Source organism: Loktanella sp. DJP18 (genome assembly GCF_049310965.1).
Taxonomy (GTDB): domain Bacteria; phylum Pseudomonadota; class Alphaproteobacteria; order Rhodobacterales; family Rhodobacteraceae; genus Loktanella.
In genome coordinates this window covers 1-16979 of sequence record NZ_JBMERN010000081.1, presented here as the reverse complement: position 1 = coordinate 16979, position 16979 = coordinate 1, and the positions used below count along the sequence as shown (strand labels likewise).

15 protein-coding genes, 1 pseudogene and 1 riboswitch are annotated in these 16979 nt (G+C 62.8%); of the genes and pseudogenes, 7 read left to right on the top strand and 9 right to left on the bottom strand.

Features of this window, described 5'->3' with window-relative positions:
- Window positions 1-75 precede the first annotated feature (75 nt).
- Window positions 76-495: pseudogene (locus ACOI1H_RS17965) on the bottom strand (recombinase family protein); the annotation flags it as partial.
- A 534-nt stretch (window positions 496-1029) separates the two neighbouring features.
- Window positions 1030-1179: riboswitch (FMN riboswitch) on the top strand.
- A 75-nt stretch (window positions 1180-1254) separates the two neighbouring features.
- Between ACOI1H_RS17965 and ACOI1H_RS17960 the strand changes: the two are divergent.
- Window positions 1255-1719 (top strand): 6,7-dimethyl-8-ribityllumazine synthase, encoded by a 465-nt coding sequence (locus ACOI1H_RS17960; protein WP_422439211.1) that lies wholly within the window; start codon window positions 1255-1257, stop codon window positions 1717-1719.
- Here ACOI1H_RS17960 and dhaL read toward each other — a convergent pair.
- From dhaL to ACOI1H_RS17935, 5 genes are read right to left on the bottom strand one after another with little or no spacing between them, the layout of a single operon-like run.
- A complete protein-coding gene (gene dhaL, locus ACOI1H_RS17955; RefSeq protein WP_422439210.1) occupies window positions 1702-3429 on the bottom strand; it encodes a dihydroxyacetone kinase subunit DhaL in 1728 nt (575 codons plus the stop codon). The two genes, ACOI1H_RS17960 and dhaL, sit on opposite strands and share 18 nt — an antisense overlap.
- Window positions 3430-3442: 13 nt before the next feature.
- Entirely contained in the window at window positions 3443-4372 is a 930-nt protein-coding gene (locus tag ACOI1H_RS17950; RefSeq protein ID WP_422439209.1) for a sugar phosphate isomerase/epimerase family protein, read from the bottom strand.
- Window positions 4372-5883 (bottom strand): glycerol-3-phosphate dehydrogenase, encoded by a 1512-nt coding sequence (locus ACOI1H_RS17945; protein ID WP_422439208.1) that lies wholly within the window; start codon window positions 5881-5883, stop codon window positions 4372-4374. Before ACOI1H_RS17945 ends, ACOI1H_RS17950 begins: the two co-directional genes overlap by 1 nt.
- The gene (locus tag ACOI1H_RS17940) at window positions 5880-7448 is read right to left on the bottom strand and encodes an FGGY-family carbohydrate kinase (RefSeq protein WP_422439207.1); all 1569 of its coding nucleotides are present in this window, start codon (window positions 7446-7448) and stop codon (window positions 5880-5882) included. The genes ACOI1H_RS17945 and ACOI1H_RS17940 overlap by 4 nt, the downstream gene beginning before the upstream one ends.
- A gap of 22 nt (window positions 7449-7470) precedes the next feature.
- Window positions 7471-8442, bottom strand: coding sequence for a sugar-binding transcriptional regulator (locus ACOI1H_RS17935; protein WP_422439206.1), 972 nt, complete (start codon window positions 8440-8442; stop codon window positions 7471-7473).
- A 393-nt stretch (window positions 8443-8835) separates the two neighbouring features.
- Between ACOI1H_RS17935 and ACOI1H_RS17930 the strand changes: the two genes are divergently transcribed.
- The 5 genes from ACOI1H_RS17930 (at window position 8836) to ACOI1H_RS17910 (ending at window position 14140) form a co-directional block, all read left to right on the top strand.
- Window positions 8836-9498, top strand: coding sequence for a DUF2291 family protein (locus ACOI1H_RS17930; protein WP_422439205.1), 663 nt, complete (start codon window positions 8836-8838; stop codon window positions 9496-9498).
- A gap of 5 nt (window positions 9499-9503) precedes the next feature.
- Window positions 9504-11024 (top strand): sugar ABC transporter ATP-binding protein, encoded by a 1521-nt coding sequence (locus tag ACOI1H_RS17925; RefSeq protein ID WP_422439204.1) that lies wholly within the window; start codon window positions 9504-9506, stop codon window positions 11022-11024.
- A gap of 17 nt (window positions 11025-11041) precedes the next feature.
- On the top strand, window positions 11042-12121 hold the full coding sequence (locus ACOI1H_RS17920) for an ABC transporter permease (protein WP_422439203.1): 1080 nt from the start codon (window positions 11042-11044) through the stop codon (window positions 12119-12121).
- Between the two features lie 63 nt (window positions 12122-12184).
- Entirely contained in the window at window positions 12185-13138 is a 954-nt protein-coding gene (locus ACOI1H_RS17915) for a D-ribose ABC transporter substrate-binding protein (RefSeq protein ID WP_422439202.1), read from the top strand.
- Between the two features lie 150 nt (window positions 13139-13288).
- Window positions 13289-14140: a DeoR/GlpR family DNA-binding transcription regulator gene (locus tag ACOI1H_RS17910; RefSeq protein ID WP_422439201.1), complete on the top strand. Its 852-nt coding sequence runs from the start codon at window positions 13289-13291 to the stop codon at window positions 14138-14140.
- Between the two features lie 5 nt (window positions 14141-14145).
- Here ACOI1H_RS17910 and ACOI1H_RS17905 read toward each other — a convergent pair whose 3' ends face one another.
- From ACOI1H_RS17905 to ACOI1H_RS17895, 3 genes are read right to left on the bottom strand one after another with little or no spacing between them, the layout of a single operon-like run.
- Window positions 14146-14610, bottom strand: coding sequence for an RpiB/LacA/LacB family sugar-phosphate isomerase (locus ACOI1H_RS17905; RefSeq protein ID WP_422439200.1), 465 nt, complete (start codon window positions 14608-14610; stop codon window positions 14146-14148).
- Window positions 14611-14624: 14 nt separating this feature from the next.
- Window positions 14625-15383, bottom strand: a complete 759-nt coding sequence (locus ACOI1H_RS17900) for a triose-phosphate isomerase (protein ID WP_422439199.1) — start codon at window positions 15381-15383, stop codon at window positions 14625-14627.
- On the bottom strand, window positions 15380-16210 hold the full coding sequence (locus ACOI1H_RS17895) for a DeoR/GlpR family DNA-binding transcription regulator (protein ID WP_422439198.1): 831 nt from the start codon (window positions 16208-16210) through the stop codon (window positions 15380-15382). Before ACOI1H_RS17895 ends, ACOI1H_RS17900 begins: the two co-directional genes overlap by 4 nt.
- Before the next feature lie 209 nt (window positions 16211-16419).
- Here ACOI1H_RS17895 and ACOI1H_RS17890 point away from each other — a divergent pair.
- A partial coding sequence (locus ACOI1H_RS17890; RefSeq protein WP_422439197.1) for an IS6 family transposase occupies window positions 16420-16979 on the top strand: 560 nt, incomplete at its 3' end.

The window sequence follows — 16979 nt, the reverse complement described above, 5'->3', positions numbered from 1 at the left end:
CTCTGCTGTGTCGATGACACGATCCCCGCGGATCGGCGACCCTTCCGCATCGAACTTCCGGACAGATTTGTAGCCCTATGCTTTTCCACCGGCATTCTTGCCAGCGAGCGCGTTGCCCTTCAGGCCACGATGCGTCTTGGCTGCGATGTCCTTGAGCTGGATGGCGTTCATCGTGCCCTTCAGGCCGATGTGCATCTCCGAGATGCTCCCCTCCGAAACGGTCTCGATCATGCAACCCTGGAATTGCAGCCGCTGATACAGACTGGCGATGTCGGCCTGGTTGCGTGACAGCCGGTCCAGCGCTTCGGCCAGCACCAGATCGAACTTTCCAACCGCAGCGGCTCGCATCATGGTCTGGACGCCGGGGCGCATCATGCTTGCGCCAGAGATGGCACGATCGGCATAGACCGCCACGACCTCGATGCCGTTGCGTGCCGCATACTCCCGGCAGAGGCGTTCCTGATCTTCAATCGACTCGTCGCGTTGCATGTCCGTCGAAAAACGTGCTTAGATGGCTGCCTTGAGCTTGGTCATGGTGGTCCCCTCGGTTCCGGTCAGTCCGCGTCGCGCGCATGGTCCTGACGGGCCAGTTCACGGGCAAGGGCGCGGATCAGATCATGGGATTGAGAACGTGCGGGCGGTTTGGCAAGGGGTGTCGTGGAAGAAGTTGCCAAACGCACGTCAGGAGCGCCCCCATCAGGGGCCCCCTTCCGTCCGGCAATCTTCTTCCGTTCACGCGCCATGACGTGTTGCTCCGGCTGCCGCCGAAACCAAATCCGGGGCGCTCATTCATTCAGGTTTTGACAAAAGGTATCCAGATGCCGCTTGACTTGAACATAAATGAGAAGCCCGAAAAATGCAGTGCGATTCGACCATACCCCGTGACATGCATGTGGAAAACTTCTTTACAACCAGACACAACAGCAAGGTCCTATGTAACAGCGCGAAATGCTGATCATATTGAACGTGGTTAAGAGACAAAGCCACCAATAGGGGTCTTGCACCCGATTGTTCTTTAGAAGATCTATCTTCCATTCTCAGGGCGGGGTGAGATTCCCCACCGGCGGTAAGCGGACTTGTCCGTAAGCCCGCGAGCGCCTTCGCCACACGGTGGAGGGTCAAGCAGATCGGGTGCGATTCCCGGGCCGACGGTCATAGTCCGGATGAAAGAGAATATGTCTGAGGTCGTGCATCCTGCGCGGCTGAAGTGGCATGTGATCGCCTTGGCTGACGGCAACTTTAAAGGAGATAACCATGCCAAAGCCCAAATATGCCTTCATCAAGGCCAACTGGCACGCCGAGATCGTCGATCAGGCGCTGACCGGCTTCTGTGAGGTCATCGACGCGGCCGAGGTCGACGTCTTTGACGTCCCCGGTGCGTTCGAGATGCCATTGATGGCGCAGGACCTTGCGCAAACCGGCAAATACGATGCTATCGCTTGTGCGGCCCTGGTTGTGGACGGTGGAATTTATCGTCATGACTTCGTCGCACAGGCGGTGGTCACGGGATTGATGCAGGCCGGGATGGCGACCGGCGTGCCGGTGTTGTCGGTCTCGCTGACGCCGCATCATTTTCAGGACACCGCGCACCACATCGGCATCTTCCGCGAACATTTCGTGCAGAAGGGGCGTGAGGCGGCCAATGCAGCCCTGATGATCGGCAGGACCCGTGCGGCGGCGCGGGTTGGCGGGCAGACTGCCCTATCCCGCGTCAGCTGACATCGCGTCCAGCATCGTGACGGCAGAGGCCGCGCCCGGGTCAATGTGGCCCTTGGCGCGGTCACCGAGCTTGGCGGCGCGGCCGCGTGTCGCGATCATGTCGGTCGTGCCAAGCATCCCGGTTCCGGCGGCCGTTGCGGCAGCGTCGAGCACGTCGCGGAGGCTGCCAGCGCTCTTGGCCACCGCAAGTGCCGCAGCGGCGGCCGGGTGCCATGCGTCGATCATCGTCTTTTCACCCGGCAGCGCACCGCCGCGCTTTGCGATCCCCGATGCCAGTCCGGCGATCCAGGCGGCCATGGCGCCCGCGTCAAGGTTCAACCGGTCCGCAACGGCGTCGCCGGCCGCGGAAAAACCGCTGGCATAGAGCGGCCCCGCAGATGCACCGACGGCTTCCAGAAACCCATGAGACATGGCGGCGCAGATTTCGGTGATCGTGCGGTCGTCGTCCGCTGCCAGCACAGGGCGGATCGCGGCCAAGCCCATGTCCATCGTTACGCCGTGGTCGCCGTCGCCGATCGCGCCGTCCAGTTGCGACAGGCGATCCTTGTCGGCGGCAATGGCGTCCGCTGCGGCCAGCATCATGCGCCGAAAAAGGGCGGGGGTCAGGGGGCCGTCGGCTTTCAGGGTGGCGCGATCCTGAGCGACCCCGGCTTGTACGGTGCGTGTGGTGCGGGGTCTCCGGGGGCGCGCTGGGAGGGTAGTGGTCTCGCCTACGGTCAGGGCCACTGTGCGGCAGGGATGGTCTAACAGTGTTGTCAGATCCTCGTCCAGATGCAGCACCGTGACCGAAGCACCTGCCATTTCCAGCGAGGTCGCATATTCCCCGACGCGGCTGCTGTGGATGATGATCCCGCGTTCTGCAAGGACCTGACGCACCCGGCGGTGGATCAGGTAAAGCTCCAGCATCGCTGTCGACCCGAGGCCGTTGACCAGCACCGCGACGCGGTCGCCGTCGTGAAGCGCAAGGTCGTCGAGGATCGGGTTCAGCAGGCGGTCGGCAACCCGGTCGGCGGTTTCCAGCGGCACGCGGGCGATGCCCGGCTCACCGTGGATGCCCATGCCGATTTCCATCTCGTCCGCGCCGATCTGAAAGTTCGGCGTGCGGGTCTGCGGCATGGAGCAGGGGCCAAGCGCCACGCCCATGCTGGCCGTGCGGGCATTGGCGTGGCGGGCGGCGCGCTCGACCGCCGCCATATTTCGCCCAAGGTCGGCGGCGGCACCGGCAATCTTGAACACGAAGACGTCGCCGGCGATGCCGCGGCGTTGGTCCTTGGTGGCACTTGATGCCACGTCGTCTGTCACCAGCACGCTGCGGGCCGTGACGCCGTCATGGGCCAGCGCCTCGGCCGCCATGTCGAAGTTCATGAGGTCGCCGGTGTAATTGCCATAAAGGAATAGCACACCCGCCCCGCCGTCGGCGCTGCGCGCGGCATCGGCGCATTGGTCGGGCGAGGGGGAGGCGAAGATGTTGCCCACCGCGCAGGCGTCGGCCAATCCGCGTCCGACGTAGCCCGAGAAGAGCGGCTCATGCCCCGATCCGCCACCCACGACGATCCCGACCTTGCCGTCCCGCGAGCCGTCGACGGCGACGATGGCGCGGCCCGTGTCGCCTTCCAGTCGCAGGATGTCCGGGTGGGCACCGACCATGCCGTCGATCAGTTCCGCGATCAGGTCGTCCGGATCGTTGATCAGTTTCTTGGTCTTGGTCATGGGCCGTGCCCCCTTACTTCAGATCGTCGGCGCCAGTGTCGATATGCGGGGCCCAAAAGGCAATGCTTTCGGCAATGGCGGGTATCACGTTGCGATCGTCGGGCTCGCGTTCCTTGAAGGACAGCTCCAAACAGATCTCGTTATCTGCAGCGCCACCTTCGGCAAAGGCAGCCAGCAGCGGTTCAGGCTGCACGCGGCCATTGGCGTTGTGTTCGGCGGTAAAGGGGCGGTGGCCGCCCTTGTCCATCTTGGACTGCTTGATGTGGATGATCGGAGAGACCTGCGGCACTGCCCGCGCCCAGGCGTAGGGATCGGTGTCGTCAGGGTTTGGCGAGGTCACGTCGCCATGGTCGATGTCAGCCATCATCCACATGGGGATCGCCATGTCGGCGGTGGTCAGACGGTCCTGCAGGGTCATCGTGTCTGTGATCGACGGGCCGAATTCGCGCCCCACGGACATCGGTTCCCAGAACACGTAGTCGAGGCCCGCCGCTTTTCCGTGCTCTGCCACCTCTGCCCAGCAGTCGATGGCGATCTGGATCAGGTCTTCACGCCGCTGCGCATCGTCGAAGTCGCGATAGGTGAAGATGGCGAATTGCGTGCCGACAGAGGTGCCGCCCAGATCAGCGGTAACGTCGGCGAACGTCTTGAACCAGTCCACGTAATAGCGCCGCACGTCCCGGTCCGGGTGGCCGAAGTGATTGAGCCGTCCATAGGGCCCGGTCATGCCCGAGGTCACGCGCACCCCCGTCCGGTCCAGTGCCCGGTCCATCTGGCGGGTCAGGCGGCGGATGACGGGGGCAGGCCAGGACGGGTTGATGAACTCGTGCGTCAATTGTAGGTCGCGGATTTTTAGATCGCGGGCGACCGCGTCGATCAAGTCGTCCGGGTCGGCGAAGCGATTGACCAGCGGGTTGGTGTTCAGTGACAGGGTCAGGGGCATCAGGCCATCTCCGGGTATTCTGCGTTGAACCAGTCGGTGAAGGCCTGCTGTTCGGCGTCGCTCAGGTGCAGCCGGTGCTTGGTGCGCCGCCACAGGATATCCTCGGCCCGCAGCGCCCATTCGTGGTCCACCAGATAACGGGCTTCGGCCTCGTAGAGGTTGCCGCCGAAGTGCCGCCCCAGGCCGGACAGGTCCGTTGCGTCCCCGGCAATCATCGCGATGCGGGATCCGTAAAGACGCCCGTAGTGCTTGCGCAATCCGCGGGTCATCCAAGGGTAGTCAGCCTTCATCTTCTCGATGAACAACCCGTAGTCCGCGTCCTCGATATCGCCGCCGGGCAGGCTGGCGGTTTCGGTCCAATCCTTGCCCATCTTGGGAAAAATCTTGTCCAGTTTGTGCATGCCGCGTTCCGCCAACTCGCGGAACGTCGTGATCTTGCCGCCGAAGATGTTCAACATCGGCGCGCCGCCGGTCTCGTCCAGATCGAAGACGTAGTCGCGGGTCACGGCAGAGGGGTTGCCCTGGCCGTCGTCGAACAGGGGCCGCACGCCCGAGAAGGTGCTCAGCACATCCTCGCGCCGCAGTTTTTCCCTGAAATAGCGGTTCACGGCGGCCAGCAGGTATGCGATCTCGGCCTCGTCGGCGGCCACGTCCTCGGCCCGGCCTTCGTATTGGATGTCGGTAGTGCCGATCAGGGCCTTGTCGCCCTCATAGGGGTTGATGAAGATCACGCGCTTGTCGTGGTTTTGCACCAAGTATGCCTGTTGCCCGTCCCAGAACTTCGGCACGATGATGTGGCTGCCCTTGACCAGACGCACGTTGCGGCTGGAGTTGGCGCCGGCCACGCGGGTCAGCACGTCGGTCACCCACGGCCCTGCGGCGTTGACCAGCACCTTGGCGCGGAACGTCCGTTCTTGGCCGGTGGTGCTGCTTTTGGTGGTGACGGTCCAGGCGCCATCCTCGCGCCGGGCAGAGGTGCAGGCGCTGCGGGTCAGCACGGTGGCGCCCCGTTCGGCTGCATCGACGGCGTTCAGCACGACAAGGCGGGCGTCGTCCACCCAGCAGTCGGAATATTCAAACCCTTTGGTATATTTCGACAGGATCGGCGCGCCTTCGGGATCCCGGCGCAGGTCCAGGGTGCGGCTGCCGGGCAGCTTCTTGCGCCCGCCAAGGTTGTCATACAGGAACAGTCCCAGCCGCACGAGCCACGCGGGCCGGTCATCAGGCGAATGGGGCAAGACGAAGCGCATCGGCCAGATGATGTGCGGGGCCGCGCGCAGCAGGACCTCGCGTTCGATCAACGCCTCGCGGACCAGTCGGAATTCGTAGTATTCGAGGTAGCGCAGCCCGCCATGCACAAGCTTGCCAGAGCGGGACGAGGTGCCTTCGGCCAGATCGTCCTTTTCACACAGCACCACGCTAAGGCCGCGCCCCGCCGCGTCACGCGCTACGCCGGCCCCGTTGATGCCGCCGCCGATGACGAAAAGGTCGATCATGGGGATATCTGTCATGAGGGTTCTCCTGTTCTGTGCGCGGCCATCTGGTCCCAGACCGGGGGCAGGGCGTCGCGCGCTGTGGTGTAGGATTGATAAAGGTTCGCGTAGGTTGCGGATTGGGTGGGATCCGGTGCCTCTGACGGGCCGAGCAGTGGTGCGACCCATGCGTCGATGCAGGCGCGCATGTCTGGATATGCACCGATCGCCACAGCGGCCATCATCGCGGCCCCGGCGGCCCCGGCTTCTTCCCGCGCGGACACCCGGATCGGGGCGCCCACGGCGGCGGATATAATCTGACGCAGAGCCTTGGACCGCGCGGCCCCGCCGGTCAGCCGCAATTCCTGGGGCATGTCGCCCATCGCTGCATAGCAATCGCGCGTCGCCATCCCGAGGCCTTCAACCACTGCCCGCAGCACATCGGCAAAGCGGTGCTGGCCGGACAGCCCAATCAGGCTGGCGCGGGCCTGCGCGTTCACGAAAGGCCCGCGTTCGCCTGCATCAGAGATATAGGGGTGATATACCAGTGCGCCGGGGGTGCTGTTCGCCAGCCAACGCTCGACATGGCCAACAAGATCGGCGTGGTTTGCCGTAGTGCCGAACTCGGCCAGAAGATCGCCCGCCAGCGCCAGCGCCCAGTCTAGGTTCAGCGTCGCCGCCATGTTGGTCTGCACCTGCGTCACCATTCCCGGCACCGGCAGCAGGATGGCATAGCCGGTGCGGGCATCGTTGACGACGAAATCCTCGGATCGGACCGCCCGCATGTGCACGCCAGTAGACCCGATGGTCGAACATCCGACGCCGGCGTCTCCGGTATAGACGCCGGCACCCAACGCGGTCATGACCATGTCGACATAGCCGAGAGACACCGGCGTTCCGGGCAGCAGCCCGATCTGTCGCGCGGCGGCATTGGTCAGAGGATGGGTGATTTGCGTGCCATCCACGATGGGCGGCAGCAGATGGCGGTGGGCAGTCAGGCCGAGTGCCGCGATCACCGTGTCATCATAGGCGCGGGTCCGGAAGTCGCCGAAGGTAAAGCTCGCCTCTGACGGGTCCGTCGCACGCACGCCAGTCAGATTGAGGTAAAGCCAGTCCTTGCAGTGCAACGCTGCTTCTGCCCGGTCCAGCATGTCCGGGGTGAAGGCTGCCATGTGTGCCAGTTGCGCGCCTTGTTGGCAGGTGTTCAACCCTGTGCCGGTCGCCGCGAAACGGGCTGCATCGGCGGGCAAGGCGGCGAGTCGGTCCACCGTCGGAGCGGCGCGGGCATCTAGCCAGATCCAGGCGTCGCCCACCGGCGCGTTGTGAGCGCCCACCAGCCAGGTCCCGTCACCTTGCCCCGTGACCGCCAGCGCCGCTGTGCGGCGGGCGAGGTCGGGAACCTTTTCGCCCAGACCCAGCAAGGCCTGCGCGCAATCTTGCCATGTCCGGTCCAGCGCCTGCGTCGCAGAGCCGCCAGGGCCGCTTGCGTAGGTGTTCTTGACCGCTGCCGCAGCGATCTGGGTGCCGCCCAGATCGAATGCCACAGCCTTGATCACCGAGGTGCCCGCATCGATCCCGATCAGGATGTCCTTGCCGCCCATCATGTCCCACTCCCTTGCCGAACTTTTAGTCCGCGTTCTTGTCGTTCAGCATTGCCCGTGCCGTTGCCTCGTCCGTAACCAGCCCGCTGAGACAGCCGCTGCGCAGCACCGCCCGCAATCCGGCGACCTTCGCGGCGCCTCCTGCCACCGCAATGATGCGCCTTCCGCGCAGCGTGGCCAGATCCGGCGAAATGGTGCGCGCGGCCAGCGAGGATTCGACCGGTGCGCCATCGCGGTCAAAGTAGTGGCCCAGCACCTCGCCCACGGCACCAGCTCGCTGCACCTCTGCGATTTCGGCCGGGGTCACCATCTTGCTGGCGACGAGCTGCGCATCGGGGGCTATGGTCCCAACGCCGACGATCAGTAGGTCGGCCCTGGCGGCCAGTTCGACCACATCCCCGACACCCCGCTGCGCCAGCAGCACCGCGCGGTCCTGTGGCGTGTTCGCCATGAAGGGCACCGGCAGGACGTAGGCGTCCGCGCCGGTCTTTTCCGCCAAGCGGTGCATCACGTCGTGCGGATTGGCCGCAAGGTTGCGGGTCAAGCCGCCAAGCAGCGACACGAAGCGCACGGTCGGCGCGTCGATCCGGGGCATGGCTGAAATCGCGGCGGCTAGGGTCCGGCCGTGACCTACTCCGATAATCCCGTCCGGCAGGGCGGCGATCTCGCGCCGCAGCAGGGTCGCGCCGGCGACACCGAGGGTGCGCAGCGGCAAGCCGGCTTCGCCTAGATCGGGGATCACCTGACAGAAGGTCAGGCCAAAGCGGTCGGTCAGGCGATCCTCCAGATCCATACAGCCCGAGATTTCGCCTTCGACCGTGATCTTCACGGCACCACTCTGGCTGGCCTGCGCAATCAGGCGATGGGCCTTTATTCCGGACACGCCGAGGCGCGTTGCGACCTCGGCCTGAGTCAACCCACCGGTAAAGTGCAGCCATGCGGCGCGAATCGCCAGGCTGGAGTCCACCTCGGTCTTTTGGGTGACCTGACGCATCATGCACTTTCTGTTGAAACAATTTTCACTTGATGCAATAATCTTCATTATACCGTTCCTCGTCAAGAGGATCACACATTCTGTGTGATAATACCGATTTTGGAGTCGTGACTCGTTCGAGGGCGTGTCCCCCTCAGGTCTGTCCGATGATGCATATTAAAATTGGCTGTATCTTTATTATTAGAGAGTTATGGCGAGAAGATAGCTGTCGCGGCGTGCTGTAGGATTGTCTGCTGCGATCACTTCGTATGAAACATGTTGACACATGTCCAAAGATACCTCACGTTTTGGCCAGATTATAACATAAACATATCACGAAGAGATTCGTATTGAGATGATTTGATCGGCAGCCGGGGGGAGTTCGGCGACCGATCAGAACAGGGTGAGGAGCCGGCCATGAGCCATCAGAGCGCGCAATCCGATGCAAGCCCGCTGCACCAGCGGTCACGGGCAAAGATGTTCGTCCTGTTAGCCCTCGCAATTGTCCTTCTAAGTACAATGGCGTGGGACACGACCGTCGTCACGATGGGGTCCGAACAGGACGCCCGCAGCGCAGGTTTCTCTCCCGAGGCCTTTGGTGCAGCTGAGTTCCCCGGCATCCGCGACGCCGTGACCGAGCGTGCCGTCGACGCCAAGACGCTGGCTGACGCGATTGCCGCCGACAAGACCGCCGCGATCACGCAATACGGCACGCCGACCAGCATCGGAGGGATTTTTGCGGTGTCTTTCACCGGCATCGTGGGTGAAGGCAAGTCGGGGATCTATCCTGTCGCCGTCGAAGGCATGGGCGATACGCCCCTGATCCGCGTTCAGACCGGCCCCGCGATCAACGGCACCGACCTGCGCGACGTGACCGGCAACATCACCTTCGGCCAGTTCACCAACCAGATCGAATACCAGAATGCCGGGGCCGCGCTGAACAACGAGGTCAAAACCCAAGTGCTGGCCGACCTGGACCAGTCGGCTCTGACCGGCAAGACGGTGCAGGTCGTGGGCGTCTTCAATCTGGTGAACCCCAAGTCGTGGCTGGTCACCCCCGTTCGGTTCGACGTCCAATGAGCGCCGTGGCCCAGACACAGGCCGACGATGACATCGTCCTGTCGGCACGCAACATCGCCAAGTCCTACGGTAGCGTCCACGCGCTGAAAGGGGTGGAGTTCGATATTCATCGCGGTCAGGTCACGACGCTTTTCGGCGAAAACGGGGCCGGCAAGTCGACGCTGATGAAGATCCTGTCCGGCGTCGTGGCGCCGACCAGCGGACAGATCATCCTCGACGGTGCGCCGGTTCGCTTTGTCTCGGCCAGTGATGCGACGGCGCGGGGCATTTCGATCATCCATCAGGAGCTGTCGCTGGCGCCCAATATGTCCGTGCGCGACAATATTTTCATGGGTCGTGAAATCCGCGGCGTCAGCGGCGTCGATTTCAAGCGCGAGGCGGAGCGCACGCGCGAGTTGATGCTGGAGCTGGAAGAAGACATCGACCCGATGACGCCGGTCGAGGACCTGCGTCTGGGCCAGCAGCAGATCGTCGAGATCGCCCGCGCCCTGTCTGTCAACAGCCGGATCCTGATCATGGATGAGCCGACCAGCGCGCTGAGCGCGTCGGAGGTCGAGGTCCTGTTCAAGGTGATCCGCGACCTGACAGCGCGGGGCGTGTCAATCGTCTATATATCTCATCACCTTGAAGAGGCGCTTGAAATAACAGACCACGCCGTGGTGCTGCGCGACGGAGAGATGACCGCCAGCGCCCCGCGCAGCGAGATCGACTTGGAGTGGATCGTTCGCAACATGGTGGGCGAGAACTTCGACCTCGGCTCGCCGCCCATAGGATATGAGTTTGGCGATGTGGCCTTGGCGATTGAGAATGCCACCGTGCACGATGCCGCCGGTCACGCCGTCGTCGACGACCTGTCGCTGAGCGTGCGTGCCGGCGAAATCGTCTGCATCTATGGTCTGATGGGGGCAGGGCGCACCGAGATGCTGGAGGCCGTTGCCGGCCGCACCGGCATCGACGGGGGCCAGATCCTGTTCCGCGGTCAGGACGTGGCGAAACTGTCGATTGCGGATCGCATCGCTGGCGGTCTGGCCCTGGTGCCAGAGGATCGTCAGCGCGACGGTCTGGTGCAGACCATGTCGGTCGGACAGAACATGTCGCTCGCAAGCATCAAGGCATTCGTCACAGGACCCTTCACATCCCGCAAGCGCGAAAAGGTGCTTGTCGACGACTCGATCGAGCGCGTAACGGTCAAGACGTCCGGAGGGGATGCCGCCATCGGGTCGCTGTCGGGCGGCAACCAGCAGAAGGTCGTCATCGGCAAGATGCTGGCCACGCATCCACGCGTGCTGCTGCTGGACGAACCCAGTCGGGGCATCGACATCGGTGCCAAGGCAGAGGTGTTCCGCCTGCTGGCCGATCGCGCACGCGAAGGTCTCGCCGTCATCTTCTCGACCTCTGAGGTTGGCGAATGCCTTAGCGTCGCGCACCGCATTGTCGTTATGCGACGCGGCAAGATCGCGGCAGAGTTCGGGCCGGACGTTACCAAGGACAAGATCATGGCCGCCTCCGGCGAAGTCGTGCACTGAAGCGGAGAGAAACAACCATGTCAGACACCAATACCTCTACCGGCTCCGGTTTCGACTTTGGCAAGCTTCTGTTGGAGGGGCGTGCCTTCTTTGCATTGATCGCGATCATCATCGTCTTCTCATTGCTGTCGCCATTCTATTTCACCGTCGGCAACTTCCTGATCATGTCCAGCCATGTGGCGATTTATGGCCTGCTTGCGATCGGGATGCTGCTGGTGATCCTGACGGGTGGCATCGATCTGTCGGTCGGGTCGACGCTGGGCTTGTCGGGGGTCGTCGCGGGCTTTCTGATGCAGGGCGTCAGTTTTGAGAGCATGGGCGTCATCGTTTATCCGCCGATCTGGGTCGTCGTGATCCTGACGCTCTGCCTCGGTGCCTTCGTCGGCCTCGTGAACGGCGTGCTGATCGCCTACTTTAAGGTGCCGGCCTTCGTGGCGACGCTGGGTGTGCTTTACGTCGCGCGCGGTTTCGCGCTGCTGATGACCAACGGTCTGACCTTCAACAATCTGAGCGGCTCTGCCGATCTGGGAAACACCGGGTTCCGCTGGCTGGGTTTCGATCGGCTTTTCGACGTGCCGATCGGCGTGCTGATTCTGATCGTCGTTGCCGTGATCGCCAGCGTCATGCTGACCCGCAGCGCCTTTGGCCGCAGGGTCTATGCCACCGGCGGCAACGCCCGGGCGGCAGAGCTGTCGGGCGTCCCGGTCAAGTTCACTACGATCATGGTCTATGTGCTGTCTGGCATGTGCGCCTCCATCGCGGGCCTTGTGCTGTCGTCGCAGCTGACCTCTGCCGGTCCCACGGCGGGCAACACCTACGAGCTGACGGCCATCGCGGCGGTCGTCGTCGGTGGGGCCGCCCTGTCCGGCGGGCGGGGCACCGTGCGCGGCACGCTGCTGGGGGCGTTTGTCATCGGCTTTTTGTCCGACGGCCTCGTGATCATCGGCGTGTCGTCCTACTGGCAGACCGTCTTTACGGGTGCTGTCATAGTCCTCGCCGTGCTGCTCAATTCCATCCAGTATCAGGGCCGCGTGAAAAAAGCGCCCAAGTCGACTGGCACACCCCCTTCCAAGACGCCGCAGGCTACCACGGCCTGAGGCCTCGTCGGAAAGACCCGCCGCATCCGCGGCACACCAAGAGTTCAATCAGGGAGATAGAACATGATGAAAACTACCCGTCGTACCCTTCTGGCAGGCATCGCACTGTCGTCCATGCTGGCAGGCTCCGCCTGGGCGCAGGACAACGGCCTGATCACGATCATCGTCAACGATCCGGCGAACCCCTACTGGTTCACCGAAGGCGAGGTCGCCAAGAAGACCGCCGAGGAGATGGGCTATACCGCCACCGTGGCCGCCCATACCGGCGACACGAACACCGAATCCACGTTGATCGACACCGCGATCACCAACCAGTCCAAGGCGATCATCCTTGACCCGGCGAACGCCGACGGGTCCATCGGTGCCGTGCAAAAGGCCGTCGATGCGGGCATTCCCGTAATCTTGGTCAATGCCGAGATCAACCAAGACGGTCTGGCCAAGGCGCAGCTGGTGTCCAACAACGCCCAGGGCGCCGCCCTCGGTGCGCAGCAGTGGGTCGAGATGCTGGGCGACACCGGCAACTACGTCGAGCTGTTCGGCGCACCCTCGGACAACAACGCTGCCACGCGGTCCAATGGCTACAAGACGGTGCTGTCGCAGTATCCCGATCTTGTGCAGGTCGGGTCCGAGGTCGCCAATTGGGACCGCACGCAGGGCTACAACAAGATGCAGTCCCTGATGCAGGCCAACCCGGAAATCAAGGGTGTCATCAGCGGCAACGACGAAATGGCGCTGGGTGCCATCGCGGCGCTGAAGGAAGCCGGCAAGCTGGACGGCGTCACCGTCGGTGGCTTTGATGGCTCGCCGGATGCGGTGGACGCGGTCAAGGCCGGAGAGATGGCCTATACCGTCCTGCAGCCCGTCGCCATTTTCGCGGCAGAGGCGGTGCGCCAGGCCGACAACGTCATCAAGACCGGCGAAACCGGTGTGGATCAGGAAAAGCAGCTTTTCGACAACCTGCTGATCACCGAAGACAACGCGGACAAGTATTCCGCGCCGTTCACGCTGGATCAGTAAGGTCCAAGATGCAGGGCGGCCTGACCGCCGCCCTGTCGCGTCACTGCCGCGCCGCCTTTGGTCCCTCCCGACAGGGGTGGCGCGGCAGTATGCATCCTCCGGCAGAACAGGATAGCTGAAGGAACATAGCAGAATGGGGCAGGGTAGCGTATGACCAATGACAGTGTCATGGCTGCCAAGCTTCTGACCTCTGACGATATCCTTGGCGACAGCCGTCAGGCCCGTCAGCTGGCACGGCGGCAGCTGATCGCAGAAGCTGTCATGGCCGAAGGGTCCATGAAGATCGACGACCTGACCAGCCGCTTTTCGATCAGCCTGATGACCGCCCACCGCGATATTGACGAGCTTGCGGCGCGGGGTCTGCTGCGCAAGGAGCGGGGAACGGTCTCTGCTGCGCCTACCAGCCTGATCGAGGCGAGCGGCGTCTATCGTGCCAATCGGCAGGGCCCTGAGAAGGAGGCGATTGCGTTGGCGGCGCTGGCTTTCGTGGAGCCGGGGCAGGCGATCTTTATGGACGACTCAACGACCGTGTTGCACATGGCGCCGCATCTGGCGGACAAGGGGCCGCTGACCATCATCACCAACGCACTGACCCTCATGAATCAGTTGAAAGGCCACCGCGACCTGACGCTGTTGGGGCTGGGTGGGCAATATCACAATTGGTGCAACGCATTCATGGGCCGCATCACGACGCAAGAAATTGCGGGCCTGCGCGCCGATACGGTGTTTATGTCGATGGCGGCCGTGACCGATGACATTGTCTTTCACCAGTCCCCCGACATGGTCGAAACCAAACGCGCCATGTGCGAGGCCAGTGCGCGGCGCATCCTGCTGATCGACCACACGAAGTTCCAACGCCGTGCCCTCCATGCGCTCGCGCCTTTGTCGCGGATGGATGTGGTGATCACCGATGACGCAGCGCCTGCGGACCAGATCGCGCGCATGCGCGATGCCGGGATCGAGGTCGTTGTGGCCCGCCGCCGCAGCGCGCGGCGGACCTGAGGGCGTCAGCCCTTCGCGTTGTATTTAGCGTCCAGATCGTCGATCGCCTGCACATTGCCCGCCGACTTGCCTTGCGGGTCGAATTCCGCAGTCAGGTAGGCCGTGGCGATATCCTTGGCCAGCTCCACCCCGACGACCCGCGCGCCCATCGTGACGACCTGCGCATTGTTTGACGTGGCGGCCTTGCCAGCCGAATAGGTGTCATGCGTCTGCGCCGCCCGGATGCCCGGCACCTTGTTGGCGGACAGCGCCACGCCGATCCCCGTGCCGCAGCACAGGATCGCACGATCAAAGGTGCCGTCGAGGATGCCTTGGCAGACCCGGTCCGACAGGTGGGCGTAGAATTCGTCGGATCCGGACGGCGGCGTGCTCAGTTCAGACACCTCATAAGCGTCCTGCCCGGTGAAGTGATCGGCCAGCGCACGGGCCAAGGGGGCACCGGCGCTGTCGCCTGCGATTGCGAGTTTCATGAGATTTCCTTTCGTTACAAAACAGCGGCGCAACGCGCCAGTATATTGTTGTAGCCGTCCACAGCCCAGGCAGAGCGTCCGATGAACAGCCCGTCGATATGCGGCTGCGTGATCAGGTCGGCGCAATTGTCCGAGTTCACGCTGCCGCCATAAAGGCAGGGCACATCGCGCCCGAGGCAGTCGCGCGCCACCTGCGCAATCTCGGCATGCCGCGCATCGGCATAGTCCGGCGTCGCCGGTTCGCCGCCCGCCCCGATGGCCCAGACGGGTTCGTAGGCCAGCAGGATCTGCGCGTCCTTCTGATCGCCGGTCAAACGGGCAAAGGCACCGCGCACTTGTGTCGCCAAAACTGCGTCGGCGCAGCCCCCGTCGCGATCGGCTTTCGTCTCGCCGATGCAGATCAGCGGGATCAGACCGTGACGCACGGCGGCGGCTGTCTTCAGACCCACCGTCTCGTCCGTCTCACCAAAATGGGCGCGGCGTTCCGAATGACCCAGTTCGACGATCTGCGCATCGCAGTCCTTCAACATCACGGGAGAGATTTCGCCCGTCCACGCGCCAGCATCATTCCAGTGCATGTTCTGCGCACCGACCTTCACGTCGGAGTCCTCCAGCAGGGACGTCACCATCTTCAGCACCGTAAAGGGCGGAATAACGAAACGTTGGATGCGCTGATCGCCCTCGGGTGTCAGGCCATCGGCAAAGGCATGCGCCTCGTCGAACGTCTTGTTCATCTTCCAGCTTGTGCCGATCCAGACCTGTTTGCCAGTCATGCCGCTTCCCCATTTGCGAAATGCAGTTTGATGTCGGCGCCTTGCAGCGCCCTGGCCTTGTCATCCGAAAGGACATCCGTCGTGACAACACCGTCAAAGGACGTGAGGTCCGCCAGCAGGTGCAGCGCGGTGCGCCCGAATTTCTGATGATCCACCATCAGGTAGCGTTTCGCCGCGGACGCGATCATCCGGCGCTTCACGCCCAGCACCTCTTGGTCCTGATGGAATGCCAACTGGCCGGCAATGGCGGAACTTGACAGTAGGACCGTATCGGCGCGCATACCTTCCAGTGCCCTCTCGGTCAATACTCCGAAAAAGCCATTAAATTTGCGCGAATAATTCCCACCGAGGGAGATCAGATCGATTCCGGCCTGTCCCGCCAGTCCGAGGATCAGGGCAAGGTTATTGGTGATGACCGTCAAGGGGCGCTTTTCGATCAGAAACGGTAGCAGCATCTGTGAGGTCGATCCGTCATCGACCATCACACTGGTGCCCGGTTCGATGAAGCCCGCGGCATGCCGGGCAATCTGGCGCTTTTCCTCGGCTGCCATGCGCGACCGATAGCGGAAATCGCTCTCGAAATGGCCCGAAGCCTCGATCGTGGCGCCGCCCCTGATCTTACGCAGCAATCCTTCAGCTTCCAGCGCATCAAGGTCGCGATGGATCGTCATCTGGGACACTCCGAACTGCCGCGCCAGATCATCCAGCGCGACAGTGCCGGCGTCGAACAGGAGTTCCACGATATTATGTCGTCTGTTTTCGGCTTTCAATGCGGGCGCTCCATTCGATAGCAAGCGAATATAGCATCGTTCTGAGGTGATCAACATAAATAATGTTATATTGTGATTTTACTTGTTAGATTTGGTGGCGTTGATTAGGGTTCATCATGACAGAGGAGGATGTGATGGCCCGGATTGAACATGCGTTGGCGACAGCGCGGCGCGACCCTGACGCCTTTGCGATGTCGAACGCCATCAGGGGCACTGTCAGAGGAAACCTGCTTGAGGCGGGCAGGGCGGTCCCGTAGCGTTTCGGAATGGCAAAACACAGTCCCTTTCGGTACTTCAAGACATCCCCAGAGATCATTCGTCTGGCCGTGATGCTGTATGTGCGGTTCCCGCTTTCGCTCCGCAATGTGGAGGATCTGTTGCATGAACGCGGCATCGAGATCAGCCATGAAACCGTTCGGTTCTGGTGGAATAGATTTGGCCCTTTGTTTGCGGCCGAGATCCGCCGCAGACGGGTGGACCGGATGCGGCCACGGACACATTGGCAGTGGCATCTGGACGAGGTTTTCGTGAAGATCAACGGCGAGACGCACTATCTTTGGCGGGCCGTGGACCACGAGGGCGAGGTGCTCGAAAGCTTTGTGACCAAGCGCCGTAACCGCAAAGCGGCGTTGAAATTCCTGAGGAAAACCATGAAGCGCCATGGCAAGGCTGAAGTGCTCGTCACCGACCAGCTGCGTTCGTATGGCGCTGCCATGAAAGAGATCGGCAACGCGGACCGACAAGAAACTGGCCGTTGGCTCAACAACAGGGGCGAGAATTCACACCAGCCCTTTCGAAGGCGAGAACGGGCGATGCTCCGCTTTCG